Consider the following 19,508-nt stretch of genomic DNA (forward strand, 5'->3'; position numbering starts at 1 on the left):
ACTCTACTCCTGCCGCCTGAGCCGGAACGGTATTCATAATGACTGACGAAGGGTAAACCGCCAATCCCCCGGGCACATACACCCCCACTCGGCGAACGGGAGTCCAGCGATTAATGAGGTGAGCACCCGGCGCTACTTCAATGCTGGTTTCACCAGGTTTTTGAGCGGCAGCAAACGCACGATTACGTTCGATAGATACTTCCAGCGCCGCCTTGAGTTCGGGGCTGATGGAGTCGACGGCGTCTTTCATGGCTTCCGGCGGCACCCGCAAAGCCCCCTGCTCTACGCCGTCAAATCGCTGTGAGAGTTCTTTGACGTAGTCAGCACCGCGTCCGCGTACTGAGGCGATAATTTCGTCCACGGCCTGCTGGGCGTTACCTACATATTCGCTGTTCTGCCGAGGCATGAGCGAGCGCAACTCGGCGTAAGTGTGATGAGTTCCGCGCAGATCAAGAGTTGAAAGTCGAGGGGCACGGTAGTTTTCTGCTGCTTCAGTACTCATGTCTCCATCATAGCGGGCGGTCAAGCCTGCTGAGGTTTTTCTGCCAGATACTGAAAATGCGCTCCGAAGAGGGAGCGCATTTTCAGTGATGAATACTTGGGTGAAAAGGACTATGAACCCTCTAAACGTCTAGGCATGCCGGCCCCAACAGAACTTTGAGGTCCCCAAAGAGGGCGGGATTGGGCTGAACTCGCAAGTCGGCGCCCAAACGCATGACAATCCGCTTTGTTCGCGTATTCATAGCAATCCGAACTTCTGATTCGCCGCGGTGATTGCGCAAGATAGAGCGCAACTCCCCCAGAGTCTCCTCTGTTGCTTTGAATTCGGGAATGGCGATAACAACCGGGCCCGAGGTGCCGTCGGCAGAAATCTCGGGGAGGTTCAGTTCCTGCGCACTAATGGTCGTCGAGCCATCGTCTCGACGTTGCAGGCGGCCCTTGATAGTACAAATCAAATCTTCTGAAAGCACCGGTGCAATAGGCTCGTAAGCGCGGCCAAAGAACATAACTTCAATGGAACCTGTGCGGTCTTCCAGCTCGATACGGGCGTAAGGGTTACCCGAGGATTTCGCCACGCGACGAGATACCGAAGTAATCATGCCAGCCACCGTGACCACGGCGCCATCAGGTTTATGAGAATCCTCTGCCAAAAGACCCTGCACCGAAGAATCCGATAGCGCATCAAGCTGATCCTCAATACCGCGTAGCGGGTGATCGGACACATAGAGACCGAGCATCTCGCGCTCAAAGTTGAGTTTGTCGCGCTTATCCCACTCGGGTACGTCAGGGATAGTCACCATCAAATCGGTGCTGGGATCGTCGTCATCCATCCCCATACCACCAAAGAGGTCAAACTGCCCCGCTGCTTCCTGGCGCTTGACCGACACATTCGAGTCCACTGCTTCTTCATGAATCATGGACAACGCCCGGCGGATATGTCCCAAATCGTCAAACGCGCCCGCTTTAATGAGCGAATCAATCGTACGCTTATTACAGACGACGGCGGGAACCTTCTTCAAGAAGTCGTGGAAAGACTCAAAGCGGCCCTTTTCTTTACGCGACTGAACCATCGCGTTCACCACGTTGGCACCGACGTTTCGGATAGCACCCATACCAAAGCGAATATCCTCGCCAACAGGTGTAAAGTTCAGTTCTGACTCATTGACATCCGGCGGCAAAACGGTAATTTTCATGTGCCGGCACTCGTTCAGATATAGCGCCAGCTTGTCCTTATCATCACCCACCGAGGTCAGCAACGCCGCCATATATTCCTGCGGATAGTGAGCCTTCAAATAGGCAGTCCAGTACGACACCAAACCGTAGGCGGCTGAGTGCGCCTTGTTAAACGCATAGTCAGAGAACGGAAGCAGGATGTCCCAGAGGGACTTGATAGCAGCCTCAGAGTAACCACGGTCAATCATGCCCTGGTGGAAACCCTCGTACTGTTTGTCCAGCTCTGCCTTTTTCTTCTTACCCATCGCACGGCGCAAAATATCCGCCTGGCCCAGCGAGTAGCCAGCAACCTTCTGGGCGATAGCCATCACCTGCTCCTGATACACAATCAGACCGTAGGTGGTGCCTAGAATTTCTTTGAGTGGCTCCTCCAGCTCAGGGTGGATAGGCGTGATTTCCTGCTGCCCGTTCTTACGCAACGCATAATTCGTATGCGAGTTAGCGCCCATGGGCCCCGGTCGGTAAAGCGCGATTGTCGCCGAAATATCTTCGAAGTTATCCGGGCGCATCAAACGCAGCAAGGAACGCATAGGCCCGCCGTCGAGCTGGAAAACTCCCAAGGTATCGCCGCGCGCTAGCAAATCATAGGAACCCTTGTCGTCTATATCGAGCCCCTCAAGATCCAAATCAAAATCGCGGTTGAGCTTAATGTTCGAAATAGCATCAGAAATGATGGTGAGGTTACGCAAGCCCAAAAAGTCCATCTTGATAAGCCCCAGGCCTTCACAGGTGGGGTAATCAAACTGCGTGATTACCTGGCCGTCTTGCTCACGGCGCATCACGGGAATAACATCCAGCAAATCGTGGCTGGACATAATAACGCCCGCAGCGTGCACGCCCCACTGGCGTTTCAGACCCTCAATGCCCTTAGCGGTCTCAAAAACCTTCGCTGAATCGGGGTCAGTTTCAATGAGTTCACGCAGATCTTTGGCATCGGAATAGCGTTTATCTTCTTCGTTGTAGACGTTTGCCAGCGCAATGTTCTTACCCATCACGTCATCGGGCATTGCCTTGGTCAGACGCTCACCGGTGGAGAAGGGATAGCCCAGCACGCGGGAAGAGTCCTTTAACGCCTGCTTCGCCTTGATGGTGCCGTAGGTGACAATCATTGCCACTTTGTCTTCGCCGTACTTTTCGGTCACATAGTGGATCACCTCAGAACGACGGCGATCATCGAAGTCGACGTCGAAGTCGGGCATAGAAACGCGGTCTGGGTTGAGGAAGCGCTCGAAGATAAGGTCGTGTTGCAACGGATTCAGCTCGGTAATGCGCATGGCATACGCCACCATGGAACCCGCACCTGAACCACGCCCGGGGCCCACTCGAATTCCGTTATTCTTCGCCCAGTTGATAAAGTCGGCGACCACCAAGAAGTAGCCGGGGAATCCCATCTGGGTAATAATCCCTACTTCATAATCTGCCTGCTTGCGTACGTCATCGGGAATGCCCTCGGGGAATCGGTAGTGTAAACCGCGTTCAACTTCTTTGACGAACCAGGATTCCTCATTCTCCCCCTCCGGGGTGGGGAAATCGGGCATGTAGTTTGCGTTTGTGTTGAATTCAACGTGGCAACGCTCAGCGATTTCCATAGTGTTATCGCAGGCTTCAGGGAAATCGCGGAAGAGGTGGCGCATTTCCTCGGGCGATTTCAAGTAGAACTCATCGGCATCAAATTTGAAGCGCTTGGGATCCTGAAGAGTGGATCCTGACTGCACACACAATAGTGCGGCGTGCGCTTTGGCGTCTTCAGCGTGTGTGTAGTGCAGATCGTTAGTCGCGACCAACGGCAAATTGAGCTGTTTGGCGACCCGGTGCAGATCGGTCATCACGTTCTTCTCAATGCCGAGACCGTGATCCATGATTTCGCAGTAGTAATTTTCTTTGCCGAAAATATCGCGGTAGTCCGAAGCAGCCTGAATCGCAGCGTCGTACTGTCCCAAGCGCAAACGAGTCTGAATCTCGCCCGAGGGGCAACCGGTGGTAGCAATCAGCCCCTTGCCGTAAGTCTGCAACAATTCTTTGTCCATACGGGGCTTATAAAAATGCCCCTCCAATGATGCCAGGGACGACGCACGGAAGAGATTATGCATGCCCTGGGTGGTCTCAGCCCACAGGGTCATATGCGTATAGGCACCGCCACCAGAGACGTCGTCACGGCCGGCGTCTTCACCCCACCTAATACGGGTACGGTCAGTGCGGTGAGTGCCAGGAGTGACATAAGCTTCGACGCCGATAATCGGCTTGATATCAGCCTGTTGTGCCTTGTTCCAAAAATCAAAGGCACCGAAGAGATACCCATGGTCTGTGGTAGCAACAGCCCCCATCCCCAAATCTTTTGCATGGTCGAAAAGATCAGTAATGCGAGCTGCACCGTCCAACATCGAGTATTCGGTGTGTACGTGCAGGTGGGTGAAGCCTTTTCCACTCAATGTCTTATCTCTTCTCTGCTAATCTCACGACGTCTACTCACCAGGCGCGGCAAGGTTTAGAAATTGCCTTCGCGCAGGGAATCCAAAGCGAACTCTAAATCCTGCGGGTATTCGCTCTCAAAATGCACCTGTTTACCGGTTCCCGGGTGCACAAATCCCAGTTGAAAAGCGTGCAACCACTGGCGAGTAAGCCCTAGGTTAGCACTGATCGCGGGGTCTGCGCCGTAGGTTAAATCACCTGCGCAGGGATGGTTCATTGCTGAGAAATGCACACGAATCTGGTGGGTGCGCCCGGTTTCCAGATGAACCTCTACCAAAGACGCTGGCCCAAAAGCTTCCAGCACTTCATAGTGAGTCACAGCGTTACGACCGTCCTCCACCACAGCGAATTTCCATTCGTGACCGGGATGGCGCCCCAATGGTGCATCAATGGTGCCCTTCAAAGGTTCGGGGAGGCCCTGAACCAGCGTGTGATAGACCTTGGTGACCGTACGTTCTTTAAAAGCGTGCTTGAGCTCTGAATAAGCGTGTTCGTTTTTGGCTACTACCATCAACCCTGAAGTACCAACGTCCAGGCGATGCACAATCCCCTGTCTCTCAGCTGCGCCGGAAGTAGATACATTGACACCCAGCCCCAGCAAAGCGCCGACGACGGTGGGGCCGTGCCACCCCGGTGAAGGATGCGCAGCTACACCAGCAGGTTTATCCACTACCACGATGTCGTCGTCCTGATAGACAATTTCAAAGCCATCGACCTGTTGCGGTTTAATATCCGCTAAATCGCGAGGTGCGGGTGCATCAACATTGACGGCGTCGCCGGCTGAAAGCTTATAGCTTTTTGCCGATTTCTGCGGGCGACCCTTGCTGTCCTTTACCGCAACATAGCCCTCTTTAATCCAGGTGGCAGCAAGAGTACGGGGAATAGATAAGGTCTCTGACACTGCCGCATCCAAGCGCAACCCTATGAGCTGACCAGCTTCAAAGGTATGTTGTATTCTCTCGCTCATTGATAAATTCACTTTCAAGATCTAATTTTGTTCTTCTCTGGTGCCATCGAGGTTGATGCCTCGGAAAACCAGAACAACAATTAGCGCCATAGAGACGCAAATGCAGGAGTCGGCGATGTTGAAAATTGCGAAATTTCCCACCGAAATAAAATCGACGACGTGACCCACGCCAAAGCCCGGCGCGCGAAAAAGCCGGTCCGTCAGATTACCCAGGATACCGCCGAGCAGAAGGGCCAGGGTGCAGACCCATACGGTTGCGCGTGCTCTTATAAGGCTGACCAAGCATATTACTGCTGCCACACACATAATTATGGTAAAAACCCAGGTGTGATTCTCCCCCATAGAAAAGGCAGCACCGGGGTTGAGAATATAACGCCAGCGTAGGACACCGTCAATCACACTGATCGTCTCACCCAGCTCCATATTCTTCTGTACCAGGTATTTTACGAGCTGATCTGCGCCATACGCCAACCCAAAAATGGCCAGAGCAAGAAGAGCTCGCGCCCCCGAAGAAGATAGAACTGAGCTCGACTTTTCAACGTCGGAATAACCCACAGGGTCTTCAAGGGGTAAGTTTTTCCCCTGCTCGGATTGGATGCTAGAACGTGAAACCATCTCGACCTTTCGCGAATCTGAGTTACGACGTCATGCACCCCAGCAGACGTGAAACCGTTCTTCTACTTTACCCAAGAAAACACTCATGGCGGTATGCATAACCCGCATATCCGGGTGTGCATACCGCCATATTATGAGTGTTTTCAGAACTTTATACACCGCACGCCACCGATGGGTAGCGTTCAGGGAAGTACCTCAGCCAAGAATTAGTTATTGTGCTGAACGATTTCGCTTTCCACCAAGGGAGTGGACTCCAAGCCCACCAGCTGATCTTCCAGGTAAGCGCGCAAGCCTGAACGGTACTGCTGTTCGAACTGACGAAGCTGGGCAACAGAGGACTCAAGGGAAGACTTGGTTGCATCCAAATCACCCAGAACCTGTGCGCGCTCTTCCTGAGCTGAGGTGAGCAACGAAGAAGCTTCTTCGCGGCCCTCTGCCAACAAACGATCTTTCTCGCGCTGGCCCTCGAGTACGTAATCGTCGTGAACCTTCTGCGCCATTGCAAGCAGCGCTGCTGCACTTGAGGTGCCAGCCGATGCTGCTTCAGGAGCTTCCTGAGCAGGTCCTTCTTCAACTGCATGAACTTCTTCAGCAGCGGGTTCATCCGCAACAATGAAATCATCATCAGAGAAGGTGGAAACAGACGTTGCTTCTGCCTGTGCCGCGCGAACCTCGGCGTCATCAAGCTGACGCTTCAAACTGGAGTTCTCAGCGTTAAGGCGACGAAGTTCAATTACGATTTCATCCAGGAAATCGTCAACCTCTTCAGGATTGTAGCCTTCCTTGAATTTGGTTGCCTGGAACCGTTTGTTAATGACTTCTTCTGGTGTAAGGGCCACTAAAAATTCACCTCTAAAATTTCTGCATAGCTGGACTCCCGGGCGACACAATGAAAATCCCTAAAACATTCATCGCCGTTAGAATTCTACCTATTTTTCGATATTCATAGCCAACAATACATGTGAGTTTATTCAAAATGAATATTTTACTTAGAAAACATTACAAAGCTCTCACTTACTGGCAAGGGAAAACGCTCCACAGAGACAGTGCGAGTGCCGAAATAAGAAATTTCAGGGCGCCCCTCGTGTTGCGAACCATACCGGTGATTACCCCTCTTTGACCCACATATCGTCTTCCTACATTGTGATGCAATACAGAGTTAAAACGCCAGAGCCAAAAATGTTAACAGATTTCCCCTATGCCCCTCACGAGCTAAGCGCTGTCATCTGCACCATGAAAGAATACAAAAATGAAACACCAATAATCAGGATAAGAAAACCCAGATCAAGCGAAATACCGCCAAGATTGAGTGGAGGAATTTTTCTTCTCAAAAAATTCATCGGTGGATCGGTCACCGCATAGACGGCAGAAGCAAGCACCAAAGCAGCCCCCTTAGGGCGCCAGTAGCGGGCAAACATCTGTACCCAGTCAAAGACAATGCGCAAAATCAATGCCCATTTGACCAGGTTCACGGCAATAGCGAGCAGTGCAAAAAGGTAAGCCATAGAGAAAATTAATCCTGATCGAACAGATGGGAAGGTTCGCTATCGAGAGCAACCGGAACCTCAGCTCCCTCAGCCCCCAACACTTCCAAATTCGCAGGAGTCAGCAAAAATACCTTATCGGTGACGCGCTCAATGGAACCGTGCAAAGCGAATGCCAAACCAGCGGAAAAATCAACCAGACGCTTGGCCTCAGATTCACCCATGTCAGTGACATTCATAATCACAGGAATACTCTCACGGAAAGACTCACCAATGATTTTGGCATCATTGTAAGAACGGGGGTGGATCGTGGTGATACGGCGCAATTCGTCTTCGCTTTCATCGTTTACTGCTGTGGTCTTAGTGTTTACTGCACGGGAAGCAGGCTTGTTCTCTGCGGACGTCACCACGTGCAGTGGCCCAGTTGAAGCGGGTCCTGCACTCTGCTGGCGGACAGCCGCCCGCGGAGCAGGTTCAGATACTTCTCGCACACTCCGCTGCTGAGATTTTTCTTCGTGGAAATCCAGAACGTCCTCGCGTACCGAACCGCTTTGGGATTCTGAAGGCAGGTGCGCGACGTCGTCGCCAAAGGTGTCTTCCTCAGGGTAGCCGTCGTAGCGATCGTCATCATCAAAGTCATAGGCAACACCGCGAGTGTCGTCGTAAACATCAGCATAATCATGCGGATAATCATCATTCGATCGCCGAGAATCACGCACCGGCTCAGTTTGTTCAGCGAGACCAAGATAAGCCATCGCCTGATGCAGGGTACGTGGTGCCATTTCTACTCCCGTTTACGGTGCATTACCTGATGGAAATGCAATGAAAATATTGTACTTAGTCTCTAAGGTATCAACTAATCCTCAGCATACTGAAAAACGAAAGCTGAGGATATTCTGTGAAGCGTCAATATTCTGGCTCTTATGCAGTGGGGCGGGCGCCCATAATCTTGGACCCAATCCGAACATTCGTGGAACCCCAGCGGATAGCTGCCTCCAAATCTCCGCTCATACCCGCAGAAATTTCTTGTGCAGACGGATGATGCTCGCGGAGCTTTTGCGAAATGTTATATAGCTTTTCAAACGCTGCATCTGGGTTCATGCCCAGAGGAGCCACCGCCATGACACCCGAACATTCCAGCCCTGCAGAAGAATTGAGCATGTCGGCAATCTTCAGTAAGTCGTCGAGCTTAGCGCCGCCCCGTTTACCTTCAGCGGCATGCCCAGCCGTAGATCCATCATGGTCCTCTAAACTGACCTGCACTAAACACTTCAGTCCGCCGCGGACTGCTGCGAAAGGTGCCGGTGCTTCTTCCGATTCCCAGCGCGTAACCTGGAGAGAATAAGCCTTCGCCAAAGCCTGAGCTAACGAAATTCTGTCTATCGAGTGCACCTCGGCTACATATTTCACCACTGATTTAGCTTTATTCGTTTGAAGCTGCCCAATGTAGGACCACTGCAGAGGATCCTGCGCATCAGTAATCTCTGCCAATTCAGTAGCTTTAGCAGACGCTTCCTGATCACGATTTTCCCCGACGTGCCGAACTCCGAGTGAATAGAGCGTCTCGACGTCGGAGCTAGGGAAAAACTTAGTCACCACCGTCAATCTCGGAAGCGGACTCTGGGGATCCCTAACCTGCGAAAAATCTTCGCTCGCAGACTTCACCGCTTGCTGGGCAGCTTCCAAATTAATGCGTAGCTCTTCTCGACGCTCTTGAGAAAAAGACATTTTTATCTCCTCACCTATTTCTCTACCCAGACCAGCCCAGCAAATCGCCCCTGGGGCTCTCCACGGCGGTGGGAAAAGAGTTGTGGATTTTCCAGCGTGCATGCCGCCAAATCACGGTGAATTTGTTGGACGCCGCCGAGGCTCTTCAAGATTGCCTCAGCAGCGGCAGGTAGATCTAGGGCGGGTGTGCCCCACGATGTCTGAGCATAAATTTCAGGAATCAACTGGCTCGATTCCTCGCGCATCTGTTCGGGAACTTCATAGCACTTGCCACAAATCGAAGGTCCGACCCATGCCTGAATCTTGGTAGCACCTCGATAAAGTAGTTCACCGACTGTCTGCTGAATGACACCGTCGAGCAGTCCCTGTCGTCCGGCATGAGCGACAGCAATCACCGGCTTATGGGAAGCAGTTTCTCCCACTAAAACCAGAGGAATACAATCAGCCACCATCACCGCTAGCGGGTGTTCAAACGAGCTCACGGCGGCGTCCGCTACGGGTGCCTCCTGCTTAATTTTCAGCCCCTCCAGAGGGGTCCTAGATTTTCCCACGCTTCTAACATCAGCAGAATCCGGATCAAAAACTTCGATCCCGTGCACCTGCTGTAGATAAGGAAAAGCCCCGTGTGCCAATCTCAATTCGTCCTCCAACCGGGCGCGGTTATCCAGGACTTCACGGGGGTCATCCCCCACATGCAGTCCAAGGTTGCCTGCCTTCACAGAGGTAAAAGCCACCCTCACCCGGGAATCTCCCACAGTAAAAGTAGTCTCAGAAAATAGAAGAGGCGATGTACTCATCATGGGGTTTCCTCACATTTACACTGAGCGCACATCGACTGCACGCAGGCATCACTAATATCTTGGAGATAAAAAATGCGCTTCTTCTCAGAAGCAAGAAGAAGCGCATTTTTAATCAACGTATTGTCATCGTTACTTCAGAAAGTCAGGAACATCCAAGGTGTCTTTACGCTGAGGAGCTGATTCTTCAACTACCGGAGGCAAATCCACATCGAAGCCGTTATTGGAGTTCGAAGAGTTGTTCTGCTGCCAGGAATTATTTGAAGGAGCCTGGTTAGGAACAGTGTTGTTGCTACCGAAAGTAGCTGCAGTGCGCTGTTCCTGCTGCGCTGCAGAGTTATTAGCGTTGGAGTTGGTTTCGGGGTTGACCGAATCAAAGCCAGCCGCAATAACTGTGACGCGAGCTTCGTCGCCCAGAGCGTCGTCGATAACTGCACCGAAGATGATGTTCGCATCGGGGTGTGCAACTTCCTGCACCAAACGTGCAGCTTCGTTAATCTCGAAGAGACCGAGGTCTGAGCCACCCTGAATTGAAAGCAGAACGCCGTGTGCGCCGTCGATGGAAGCTTCCAGCAGAGGTGAGGCAATTGCCAGCTCTGCTGCTTTGACTGCGCGGTCTTCACCGGATGCCGAGCCGATGCCCATGAGCGCAGAACCTGCGCCCTGCATGACGGACTTGACATCTGCAAAGTCGAGGTTGATTAAACCGGGGGTGGTAATCAAGTCAGTAATACCCTGCACGCCTGAAAGCAGAACCTGGTCAGCAGACTTGAACGCATCCAGCATGGAGACGTTGCGATCAGAGATAGAAAGCAGACGGTCGTTAGGAATCACAATGAGGGTGTCAACTTCATCGCGCAATGCCGCAATACCGGTCTCAGCCTGGTTTGAACGACGACGACCTTCAAAGGTGAAGGGTCGGGTAACAACACCAATGGTCAGCGCACCGAGGGAGCGTGCAATACGTGCAACGACAGGCGCGCCACCGGTACCGGTACCGCCGCCTTCGCCTGCGGTCACGAAGACCATATCGGCACCCTTGAGAACTTCTTCAATGTCCTGTTCGTGGTCTTCAGCTGCTTGGCGACCAACCTCAGGATTTGCACCTGCACCCAGACCGCGGGTGAGTTCACGACCTACATCCAGCTTGACGTCTGCATCAGACATCAACAGCGCCTGAGCGTCGGTGTTGATAGCGATGAATTCAACGCCACGAAGGCCGACCTCAATCATGCGGTTGACTGCGTTGACGCCGCCGCCACCGATTCCGACGACTTTGATGACGGCCAGGTAGTTCTGGGGGGTTGCTGTATCCATGAAGTCCCTCAATTGTTATTTTGATCAGCGCGAAACCCTAAACCTTTAGCTTAGGTCTTGGGGGCTTCAGCATAAAATCTGTTCCTTTTCAGAGAAAGCGTATCAACATCGTTGTAATTATGTCTCTTCAATTCTGCAAAATTCGTCAACTTTTCAGTAAATTGACGGTTTTCAGCACCAACCTATAGTTGAGCTTTAACTATTTCGTGGTAGGCACCAACGGGCTGGACACATCATAGGTAGAGATTGCCCCAGACTCTCCCAAAGTAGAGCGTAACTGAGTTAGAACCTTAGCTTTAAGTTCACTGTCTTCTGCTGTTCCCCAAACTACCTCGGTGTCATCATGCATGTTCAAACTAATCGTAGAAGCTGAATCTGCCTTTGCTTCTTTCACCTCAGCAAGCAAGCTCTGAGGCAACGCTGAAAGAACCGCGGTAATAGTCTTGAACTCCGGCGTCTTCAAGGTATCTGTACCACCAGAAATTTCAGGTAGCCCAGCCTCTTCAATAGAATCCACTTCCCCCAGTTTCACGCCGTCCACATCAACCAGGCTGAACTTGTCGCCGTCCTTGACCACGGCAACCGGAATTCGCTCATGCAGAGTCACCACCAGCTCGTGCGGCGGGCGCGCTTGGATGGTGACGTCCCGCAAAATGTGAGAACTGCCAATCATAGACTGAACTTCGTCTTCGCTAATTCGCGTGACAGGCGTACCGTCTAAAGGTTGTAGCTGCTCCTGAACGGTCTCAGCTGGTAACAGATGCGCGCCTTCGACTGTAATCGTCCGTACCGCCAGCAGAGGAGAGAAGAAGACCAACCCAATGAACACGGCGCCAAGCACGAGCAAGCTCAACAACGCAATAAGCCTTTTCTTCCACTTCTGAAAAGATTTGGCAGAGGTACGGGTAGAAGATACCCTGCCGCTCAAGCTCGTAACGTTAGAAACCGTCGGCTCTTCCACAAGTTCCTGGCGAGACCGATTCTGCCTCCACTCAGAAAATTTGCTCTTGGGCTGAACCTTCTGAAGGGTTTCCTGGCTCAACGGCGTAACCTTCGAGCTATTGACCCGAATGGAAGGATTCTTCTTCGTCTCTTTGGACGTCGTTTTTCGACCCTTGCTGTGTTCAGGCATCCCTATTCAGTCTCTCGCTGCTTCTCCTGCAACAGCTCCACCATACGGGGGCCAAATTCTGTCACGTTACCAGCCCCCACCGTCATAATGACGTCACCGGGAAGAGCTTGCCGCACTATCTGTTCCATTGCTTCTTCTGGACTCGCATAGTGAACCTCGGAGAAACCAGCGTCGGTAATAAGACGGCTAGTCACACCTTCGATAGGAAGCTCACGGGCGGGGTAAATGTCCATGACGTACGAACGATCTGCAGTGGAGAGCGCCTGTGCAAATTCCTGGGCGAACTCACGGGTTCGAGAAAAGAGGTGGGGCTGGAACAACGTGTACAGGCTATGCCCGGCGGCAACCGTACGACCGGCTTCTAGCGCACGGAAAACTTCGGTGGGATGGTGTGCATAGTCATCAAATACCTTGATATCATTGGCTTCCCCGCGTAGCGTGAAACGGCGGTCGGTTCCGGTGAACTGCGCAACGGCGTCGAGCACCGTCTGAGCTTCTTCGCCGGCAAGTAGCCCGCAGATAAACGATGCCGCAGCATTGAGCTGGTTATGGATGCCGGGGACCTTCAGCAACATTTTTCCTTTGCCCTGATAATGGTCTTCCTGCAGTGTGAAGTCCCAAACCAAATCTGAGGTGCATACAATTCCCTCACTGGTGGTGTTGCCCAGGCGTACATTTGCCTGATCACTTTGACCGTAGGTCACCACGTTAATACCTGACTCACGGGCGCGCTCTGCCAGATCCATTGCTCCGGCATCGTCTGCGCAGGTCACGAGTACGCCGCCAGGCGCCATCGACCCCACAAAACGATTGAAAGATTCGAAGACTCGCTCGTCGGTGTCGTAGAAGTCCAGATGATCGGGTTCAACGTTGGTCACCACAGCAATTTCAGGGCGGTATCGAACGAATGAACCATCGGATTCATCAGCCTCTGCCACAAACCACCGCTCACCCTCAGATGCGCTCATGCGGGCGTTCGTATCGAAACCAGCGATGACCGACCCGACAGCGAATGAGGGATCCTTATGCAAAGCATCCATCATCACCGAAACCATCGAGCTGGTAGTGGTTTTACCATGAGTTCCCGCCACTGCAATCACATGGGAATCGCTCATCGTTGCCGCCAAAGCCTCAGAGCGATGCAACACGCGAAGACCCTGAGCACGAGCTTCGACCAGCTCAGGGTTATCTTCTTTAATAGCCGTAGAAATGACGACAGTGTCAGCATCGCCGATATTAGCGGCTGCCTGGGGAACTACCACGGTCGCTCCCTGTGAGCGCAATTTCTCCACCGCAGCGCTCTCGGACTTATCAGAACCGGAAACAGTCATTCCCGCTTGAAGCATCAACGTGGCAATCGCAGACATGCCGGCACCACCGATACCCACGAAATGAACCTTACCCAGCGATTTGAGATCGGGGCGCTCGGCAAAAGGCGGGTTAAGAGGGGAGGGCAAATCTAAAGAGAGGTTCATCATTGAATTAGTCATGTTGTGCTACTTTCAAAATTTCTTGGGCCATAGTGCGAGCGGCATTACGAATACCCTGCTGGTAGGAACGCTTACGCATTTCTTCAAGGCGCTGGGAGTCGTTCATGAGCGTAGGAATATTGTTCACAAACCATGCAGCATCGAATTCGGAATCATTGATGAGAAGGCTTGCACCGGCGTCGACGAGGGAAGTGGCGTTCAATGCCTGTTCTCCGTTGCCGATGGGGAGAGGAACGAAAATAGCAGGCACCCCGACGGCAGCAACTTCAGATACAGTTGCCGCGCCCGAACGCACCACCATGAGGTCGGCTGCAGCATAGACATCTTCCATGCTGGTAATGAATTCGCGTTGATGGTACTGAGGTGCGGTGAGAAGATTTCCGTTCTCATCGGCGAGTGCTTTATTACGCCCGGTGATGTGAAGCATTTGAAATCCCCAGTCTTCCAACCGCTGATAGATTTCCCGTACTGCATTGTTGAGGCTCTGAGCACCCAAGGAACCTCCGGTGACGACCAAGGTGGGAAGGTCTGTATCTAGACCTAAACGCTGACGAGCACCCGTTTTCTGGGAGTCCTTATCGAGAGTTTCGATAGCTGCCCGCATGGGCATACCCACGTGGTGCGCGTTCTTAATGGGCGTGTTAGGAAAAGCTGTGGCAACCAAAGCCGCATGCGCTGCACCCACCCTGTTAGCTAACCCTGGTTTTGCATTTGCCTCATGAATAATCACGGGGATATTAAGTTTGCGGGCAGCCAAGTACATGGGAGTACACACATACCCACCCACGCCTACCACTGCATCTGCCTTTGCCTCTTTCAAAATGTTCTGAGCTGTTTTCAGTGAGCTCAGAAATTGCCCGGGGAAAGTCAGAACTTCTGTGGAGGGGCGGCGGGGAAAAGGCACCCGCGGAATGAACTTTATATCGTATCCGGCTTGAGGAACCATGGTTGCTTCCATGCTGTTTTCAGTACCGACGGTCACTATAGAGGCGTCCGGTGACAGTGCTCGAATCTCTCGAGCGATTGCCAACATGGGGTTGATATGCCCTGCTGTGCCACCGCCTGCAAGCACAATTGAAGGAACTTTATTCATTCTTCTCTCCCCAGAATCTCGCGGGCATTTGGCTGTTCTGCCCCTTATTTTACGTTCTTCACTCCCCCAACCTAAAACTCACTTCAGTTGATTAGCGCGAATCCCGATTTTTCTGACGCAGTTTTTTGAGAGGCGCCAGACCTTCAGGCAGGCGCTCTTCCTGTACAGGTGCGGGTGCCGCCTGCTGTTTTTTCCGCTGACTCTGTTGGAGTGGGAGCTGGCTATGCTGGGGACCGGTTGAAGAAGTGGCTCGTGCCGTTCTAGTCTGAGGGGTAGTTCCTTCTCCACGAATCTCCGAGCGGCGACGTCGTTCAGAACTTTGTTCTTTCTGCCCGCGTTGAGGAGCGGTACGGGAGGAAACTGTACGCCGGCTATCGGCAGACCGCTCAGCGGCGCCGGCGGGTCGTCTACTTGTTGGTTGCGGACGTTGTTGCTGCGCACGCGAACGTGAACCGCGCGGAGCTGTTGAACGCGGTGCGGTATTTCGAGCACGCTGTTGTGATGCTCTCGATGATTGCCCCACGCCGATTCCTAGATTACGTAAGAAAACCATGATGTCCCAGCCCGCTTTATCACCCTGAGCTTGCAGAGCACGGTTCTCCCGCACCAGCATCTCATTGAGTGGGCGTCGTCGCTTCTCGTCCTTCATGTCAGTCTGCGGCGCAAAAGCATAGTTACCCTGCGTATCTGTAATCGTGAGTAACGGTGTTTGCCGGGCAAATGCAATGAGCACCCCAATAGCTACAAGCGAGGTAATCAGGGATGAACCGCCGTAGGAAATAAGAGGTAGAGGAATACCGATAACCGGCAAGAAACCGGTGACCATTGCAATATTGATCATTGCCTGGCCCATGAGCCAGACCATGATTGCACCGGTCGTGAGAGCGATAAAGCGGTCGGCAGTGCGCATCATGATACGTACACAGCAAAAGACCAAACCGAGGTAGAGCAAAATAATCATCAGCGTACCGATCAGCCCCAGTTCTTCTCCCACGATGGCAAAAATATAGTCGTTGTGAGCTTCGGGAAGGTAGTTATATTTCTGGCGTGACCGACCCAGCCCTACACCCCAGAAACCGCCCGTAGCTAATGCAGCGAGGCCGGCGTTGGACTGATCGCACGTCGCGCCCTCACAGTGCCCGAAAATGCCCAGGACGCGCGCCATGCGGTTGGGCGAAGAAAATACAGCAATTGCACCCGCAAGCACTGCAACGCCTAGCCCGGTGACCATCGCTCTATTACTGAAGCCCGCGAACCATAACAGTGCCAGTAGCATCAGCGCGTAGACCAGCACGGTGCCGACGTCGTGCCCCATCAAAATGAAGAGGACCAGAGGACCCAAGCCCAAGAGGAGAGGGAACAGTCCCTTCCGCGGGAAACGGGCTATATTCCCCTGGTGGATCAGCACCCAACTCCCCCACATGGCAAAAATGAGTTTGCTAAATTCTGAGGGCTGGACTTGAAAAGGACCGAGCACAATCCAATTTCGGTTACCGTTTACATCTTTACCGATGATGACGGTCAGCAACTGCACCAAGATAGCTACAACCATCAGCGCATAGAGCACATTCTGGCGGCGATACCAACGCACCGGCATAAACGCCATCACGCCCAAACCAATAAAACCTAGCAGAGCAAAAATTCCCTGACGCGACACCTGGCTAAAGGGCGAAAGTCCCATCGAAATCTGCTCCACGCTGGAGGCAGAAAGCACCATAATGATGCCAAAAAAAGTCATGCCGATAGCAATAAATAAAAGCAAGATGGGCACACCACGCAGGGGCGAAATGCTGAGCCTGCGATACTGGCTCTCTCCGAACGCAACAACGTTTCGTTTCAATCGTGCGCCCCAAGATTGCGAAGAACCATTGTGCGGTTTTTTCCCTGGACGGGTAGGGCTGGCAATGCTCAAGCTAATGGTCCCCTTTAGTGTCTCGAATGCTCTTAGTTTCTGTTCTATCACACCAAACACAGGAGTCTTTCACCTCGGACGAGGTGAAAGACTCAAAGTGTGCTCTGAATATGAATTTTTAGGAGTTGATCTCTTCAACGAGCTCTGTCACCGCGTCGATGAACGAATTACCGCGGTCGGCGTAGGACACGAACTGATCCATGGAAGCTGCTGCGGGCGCGAGGAGCACCGTATCATTTTGCTCTGAGAGCTCGTGAGCCTTAGCTACTGCCTTTTTCAAAACGAGCTTGCCGTCTGCCGAATCCTCAACCTGGTCAGTGATGGAGTAAACGGGCACCAACGGCGCTTCCGCCTCTAAAGCCTGGAGCAGGTTCTTGGTATCGGTGCCAATGACCAACACTGCCTTGAGCCGGTCTGCGTGTTCTTGCACGAGTTCGGTGTAGTCAACGCCCTTGGAGAGTCCACCGGCAATCCAAATGACCGGATTGAAAGAAGCCAGAGAGGCGTTGGTGGCGTGAGGATTAGTTGCCTTAGAATCGTTGACCCACAGCACGCCATGCGTATTAGCGACCAACTGAATACGGTGAGCGCCGGGTTCAAAAGTTTGTAAGCCTTTTTGCACATCTGCAGGGGAAATACCAGCAGCTCGCGCCAAGGCGGCAGCAGCCAGGGCATTCTCAACAGTGTGTTTGGTGGGCAGCGCACCGGTATCGCTAACCGCCGCCACCTCCAGTGCCTCTTTCTGGCGGTTCTCGGTGAATGCGCGATCGACCAGCAGACCTTCCACCACACCCAGCATAGAAACGGCTGGAGTGTCCGCGTGGAAGCCGATGGCGCGGCATCCTTCTTGGACATCTGCCTCTTCTACCATCGAGATAATTTCAGGCTGGTTCGCGTTGAAAACGCACGCTACCTGAGTGTTCTCAAAGATACGTGCCTTATCAGCCAAATAGTTGGGGTAACCTTCGTGCCAGTCCACGTGATCTTCTGCAACATTGAGAACCACCGATGCCAAAGGCGCCATCGAATGAGTCCAGTGCAACTGGAAGCTGGAGAGTTCTACGGCAAAGTACTCGTACTCCACCGGATCACGGAGAGCATCGAGAATGGGCGTGCCCACGTTCCCCACGGCGATAGCCTTTTTACCGGCTGCTTGCAGAATAGATTCGGTCATTCCCACGGTGGTGGTTTTACCGTTAGTACCGGTGATGCACAACCACTGAGGGGTTGCACGACCTTCGCGGCGGTTCAAGCGCCAGGCGAGTTCGACGTCGCCCCAAATCTGAATTTTCTTTTCTACAGCATCTGCGAGCAAGCCCAGGGTCGGGCGGAGACCGGGGCTGGTTACTACCAATTCCGGATCATCGCCTTCAACCTGAGGTAGAGAATCCATAAAAGTGGCGCCCAGCAGGACGTCGGTGGCCCCGACAATCTTCAGCGTTTCAGCTTTTTGCTGGTTAGCTTCTGAATCGTTGCCGTCCACAACCACTACGCGCGCACCCAGTTCAATGAGCGTATCTGCAGCGGCGAAACCGGAGACGCCCAGACCCGCTACTACCACGCGCAGACCAGCCCAGGAAGCGTCCCAGCTCGTGAGCTCTTCCAAGCGCGGATTATTCCACAACGGGTTTTCGTTCGTAGCTTTCACCGGTTACTTCACTACTCCTCCGTGACTGAGCAACCAGTCACCATAGAAAATTCCGAGCGCAGCCATGGTAAAGAGTCCGGCAATAATCCAGAACCTAACCACCACGGTTACTTCTTTCCAGCCACCTAGTTCAAAGTGGTGCTGCAGCGGCGCCATGCGGAAGACTCGCTTGCCACCGGATAGCTTGAAGTAACCCACCTGAATAATCACGCTCATTGCGATGATGACGAACAAACCAGCGATGATAATGAGCAACAATTCAGTGCGGGTCAAAATGGCAAAAGCTGCGAGAGCACCGCCCAAACCGAGGGAACCCGTATCTCCCATGAAGATGGTCGCGGGCGAGGTATTCCACCAGAGGAAGCCAATCAGAGCACCAATCAGCGCCGCCGCAAGCATCGCCATCTGCGAAGGATCACGCACTTCATAACAGACGGCATCGGTAGAACCAGGAGCGCACAGATGCTTGGTCTGCCACATAGAAATCAGCATGTACCCGGAGAACACCATAATGGCGGCGCCGGTTGCTAGACCGTCCAAACCATCGGTGAGGTTCACCGCGTTTGTGGTTGCCGTAGCAATGAGATTCGTCCAAATCACGAACAAGATAAAACCGATAATCGGTCCAAAGAAAGCAAAATCTATCGCCGTATCTCGCGTAAAGGAAATATGAGAGGACGCCGGCGTCCAACCATGGTGGTTAGGTAACAACAACGCCAGAACGGCAAAAATGGTGCCCACAGCTCCCTGCAGAAGAATTTTTCCGCGCGGGGTAAGTCCCTCGGACTGTTTCTTAGAGATTTTCTTATAGTCATCGATAAAGCCAACACCGGCCATACCCAACGTTAAAAAGAGCGCCAGCATGATAGACGCCGAAGGCACCCAGGTGGTGTCGAAGAAAAGGGCCGTCACCCATAAGGAGAGGAAAAAGCCCAATACCGTGGCACCCATAATCATCACGCCACCCATCGTGGGCGTCCCACGTTTGGTTTGGTGGGACGTGGGGCCATCTTCACGAATGAACTGACCGTAGTGCTGCTTCACCAGGTACTTTGTGAACATCGGAGTGCCCACAATTGAAATTATCAGGCCAAAGGCAGCCGCTAGCAAAATGGGAATCAT

The 19,508-nt window shown here is 52.8% G+C and carries 16 protein-coding genes; all 16 read right to left on the bottom strand.

The annotated features are described in order from the left end of the window. Positions 1–502 (bottom strand): histidinol dehydrogenase (locus A7E48_RS01680; protein ID WP_198924108.1); only part of this gene is annotated, 502 nt, incomplete at its 3' end. Positions 503–623: 121 nt separating this feature from the next. Next, a complete protein-coding gene (dnaE, locus tag A7E48_RS01685) occupies positions 624–4,163 on the bottom strand; it encodes a DNA polymerase III subunit alpha (RefSeq protein WP_068168641.1) in 3,540 nt (1,179 codons plus the stop codon). Positions 4,164–4,219: 56 nt separating this feature from the next. Then, positions 4,220–5,170 (bottom strand): RluA family pseudouridine synthase, encoded by a 951-nt coding sequence (locus tag A7E48_RS01690; RefSeq protein ID WP_068168643.1) that lies wholly within the window; start codon positions 5,168–5,170, stop codon positions 4,220–4,222. A 21-nt stretch (positions 5,171–5,191) separates the two neighbouring features. Further along, the gene (gene lspA / locus A7E48_RS01695) at positions 5,192–5,785 is read right to left on the bottom strand and encodes a signal peptidase II (protein ID WP_083147120.1); all 594 of its coding nucleotides are present in this window, start codon (positions 5,783–5,785) and stop codon (positions 5,192–5,194) included. 206 nt (positions 5,786–5,991) lie between these two features. Further along, positions 5,992–6,624, bottom strand: coding sequence for a DivIVA domain-containing protein (locus tag A7E48_RS01700; protein WP_068168647.1), 633 nt, complete (start codon positions 6,622–6,624; stop codon positions 5,992–5,994). A 366-nt stretch (positions 6,625–6,990) separates the two neighbouring features. Continuing rightward, entirely contained in the window at positions 6,991–7,290 is a 300-nt protein-coding gene (locus A7E48_RS01705) for a YggT family protein (protein WP_068168650.1), read from the bottom strand. Positions 7,291–7,298: 8 nt separating this feature from the next. Then, a complete protein-coding gene (locus A7E48_RS11535; RefSeq protein ID WP_141669340.1) occupies positions 7,299–7,838 on the bottom strand; it encodes a cell division protein SepF in 540 nt (179 codons plus the stop codon). Between the two features lie 352 nt (positions 7,839–8,190). Next, positions 8,191–8,997, bottom strand: a complete 807-nt coding sequence (locus A7E48_RS01715) for a YggS family pyridoxal phosphate-dependent enzyme (RefSeq protein WP_068168652.1) — start codon at positions 8,995–8,997, stop codon at positions 8,191–8,193. A gap of 14 nt (positions 8,998–9,011) precedes the next feature. Further along, positions 9,012–9,797 (bottom strand): polyphenol oxidase family protein, encoded by a 786-nt coding sequence (locus tag A7E48_RS01720; protein WP_358431121.1) that lies wholly within the window; start codon positions 9,795–9,797, stop codon positions 9,012–9,014. A gap of 129 nt (positions 9,798–9,926) precedes the next feature. After that, entirely contained in the window at positions 9,927–11,111 is a 1,185-nt protein-coding gene (gene ftsZ, locus A7E48_RS01725) for a cell division protein FtsZ (RefSeq protein ID WP_068168653.1), read from the bottom strand. Positions 11,112–11,310: 199 nt separating this feature from the next. Next, a complete protein-coding gene (locus A7E48_RS01730; RefSeq protein ID WP_068168655.1) occupies positions 11,311–12,243 on the bottom strand; it encodes a cell division protein FtsQ/DivIB in 933 nt (310 codons plus the stop codon). A 2-nt stretch (positions 12,244–12,245) separates the two neighbouring features. Further along, positions 12,246–13,733, bottom strand: a complete 1,488-nt coding sequence (gene murC, locus A7E48_RS01735) for a UDP-N-acetylmuramate--L-alanine ligase (RefSeq protein WP_233125938.1) — start codon at positions 13,731–13,733, stop codon at positions 12,246–12,248. Further along, a complete protein-coding gene (gene murG, locus A7E48_RS01740; RefSeq protein WP_068168658.1) occupies positions 13,726–14,826 on the bottom strand; it encodes an undecaprenyldiphospho-muramoylpentapeptide beta-N-acetylglucosaminyltransferase in 1,101 nt (366 codons plus the stop codon). The genes murC and murG overlap by 8 nt, the downstream gene beginning before the upstream one ends. A 91-nt stretch (positions 14,827–14,917) precedes the next feature. Continuing rightward, entirely contained in the window at positions 14,918–16,666 is a 1,749-nt protein-coding gene (locus A7E48_RS01745) for a putative peptidoglycan glycosyltransferase FtsW (RefSeq protein WP_141669337.1), read from the bottom strand. A 190-nt stretch (positions 16,667–16,856) separates the two neighbouring features. Then, positions 16,857–18,386 carry a UDP-N-acetylmuramoyl-L-alanine--D-glutamate ligase gene (gene murD / locus A7E48_RS01750; protein WP_068168663.1) on the bottom strand — a complete coding sequence of 510 codons (1,530 nt, stop codon included), beginning with the start codon at positions 18,384–18,386 and terminating at the stop codon, positions 16,857–16,859. Positions 18,387–18,389: 3 nt separating this feature from the next. Continuing rightward, entirely contained in the window at positions 18,390–19,508 is a 1,119-nt protein-coding gene (mraY, locus tag A7E48_RS01755; RefSeq protein WP_068168666.1) for a phospho-N-acetylmuramoyl-pentapeptide-transferase, read from the bottom strand.

The organism is Rothia sp. ND6WE1A (genome assembly GCF_001683935.1).
Lineage (GTDB): Bacteria > Actinomycetota > Actinomycetes > Actinomycetales > Micrococcaceae > Rothia > Rothia amarae.

Coding starts and splice junctions, on each gene's coding strand:
- murG (WP_068168658.1), bottom strand. CDS start 14,826: ATGAATAAAGTTCCTTCAATTGTGCTTGCAGGCGGTGGCACAGCAGGG.
- A7E48_RS01705 (WP_068168650.1), bottom strand. CDS start 7,290: ATGGCTTACCTTTTTGCACTGCTCGCTATTGCCGTGAACCTGGTCAAA.
- A7E48_RS01720 (WP_358431121.1), bottom strand. CDS start 9,797: ATGATGAGTACATCGCCTCTTCTATTTTCTGAGACTACTTTTACTGTG.
- A7E48_RS01715 (WP_068168652.1), bottom strand. CDS start 8,997: ATGTCTTTTTCTCAAGAGCGTCGAGAAGAGCTACGCATTAATTTGGAA.
- A7E48_RS01730 (WP_068168655.1), bottom strand. CDS start 12,243: ATGCCTGAACACAGCAAGGGTCGAAAAACGACGTCCAAAGAGACGAAG.
- mraY (WP_068168666.1), bottom strand. CDS start 19,508: ATGATTCCCATTTTGCTAGCGGCTGCCTTTGGCCTGATAATTTCAATT.
- lspA (WP_083147120.1), bottom strand. CDS start 5,785: ATGGTTTCACGTTCTAGCATCCAATCCGAGCAGGGGAAAAACTTACCC.
- murC (WP_233125938.1), bottom strand. CDS start 13,733: ATGACTAATTCAATGATGAACCTCTCTTTAGATTTGCCCTCCCCTCTT.
- ftsZ (WP_068168653.1), bottom strand. CDS start 11,111: ATGGATACAGCAACCCCCCAGAACTACCTGGCCGTCATCAAAGTCGTC.
- A7E48_RS01690 (WP_068168643.1), bottom strand. CDS start 5,170: ATGAGCGAGAGAATACAACATACCTTTGAAGCTGGTCAGCTCATAGGG.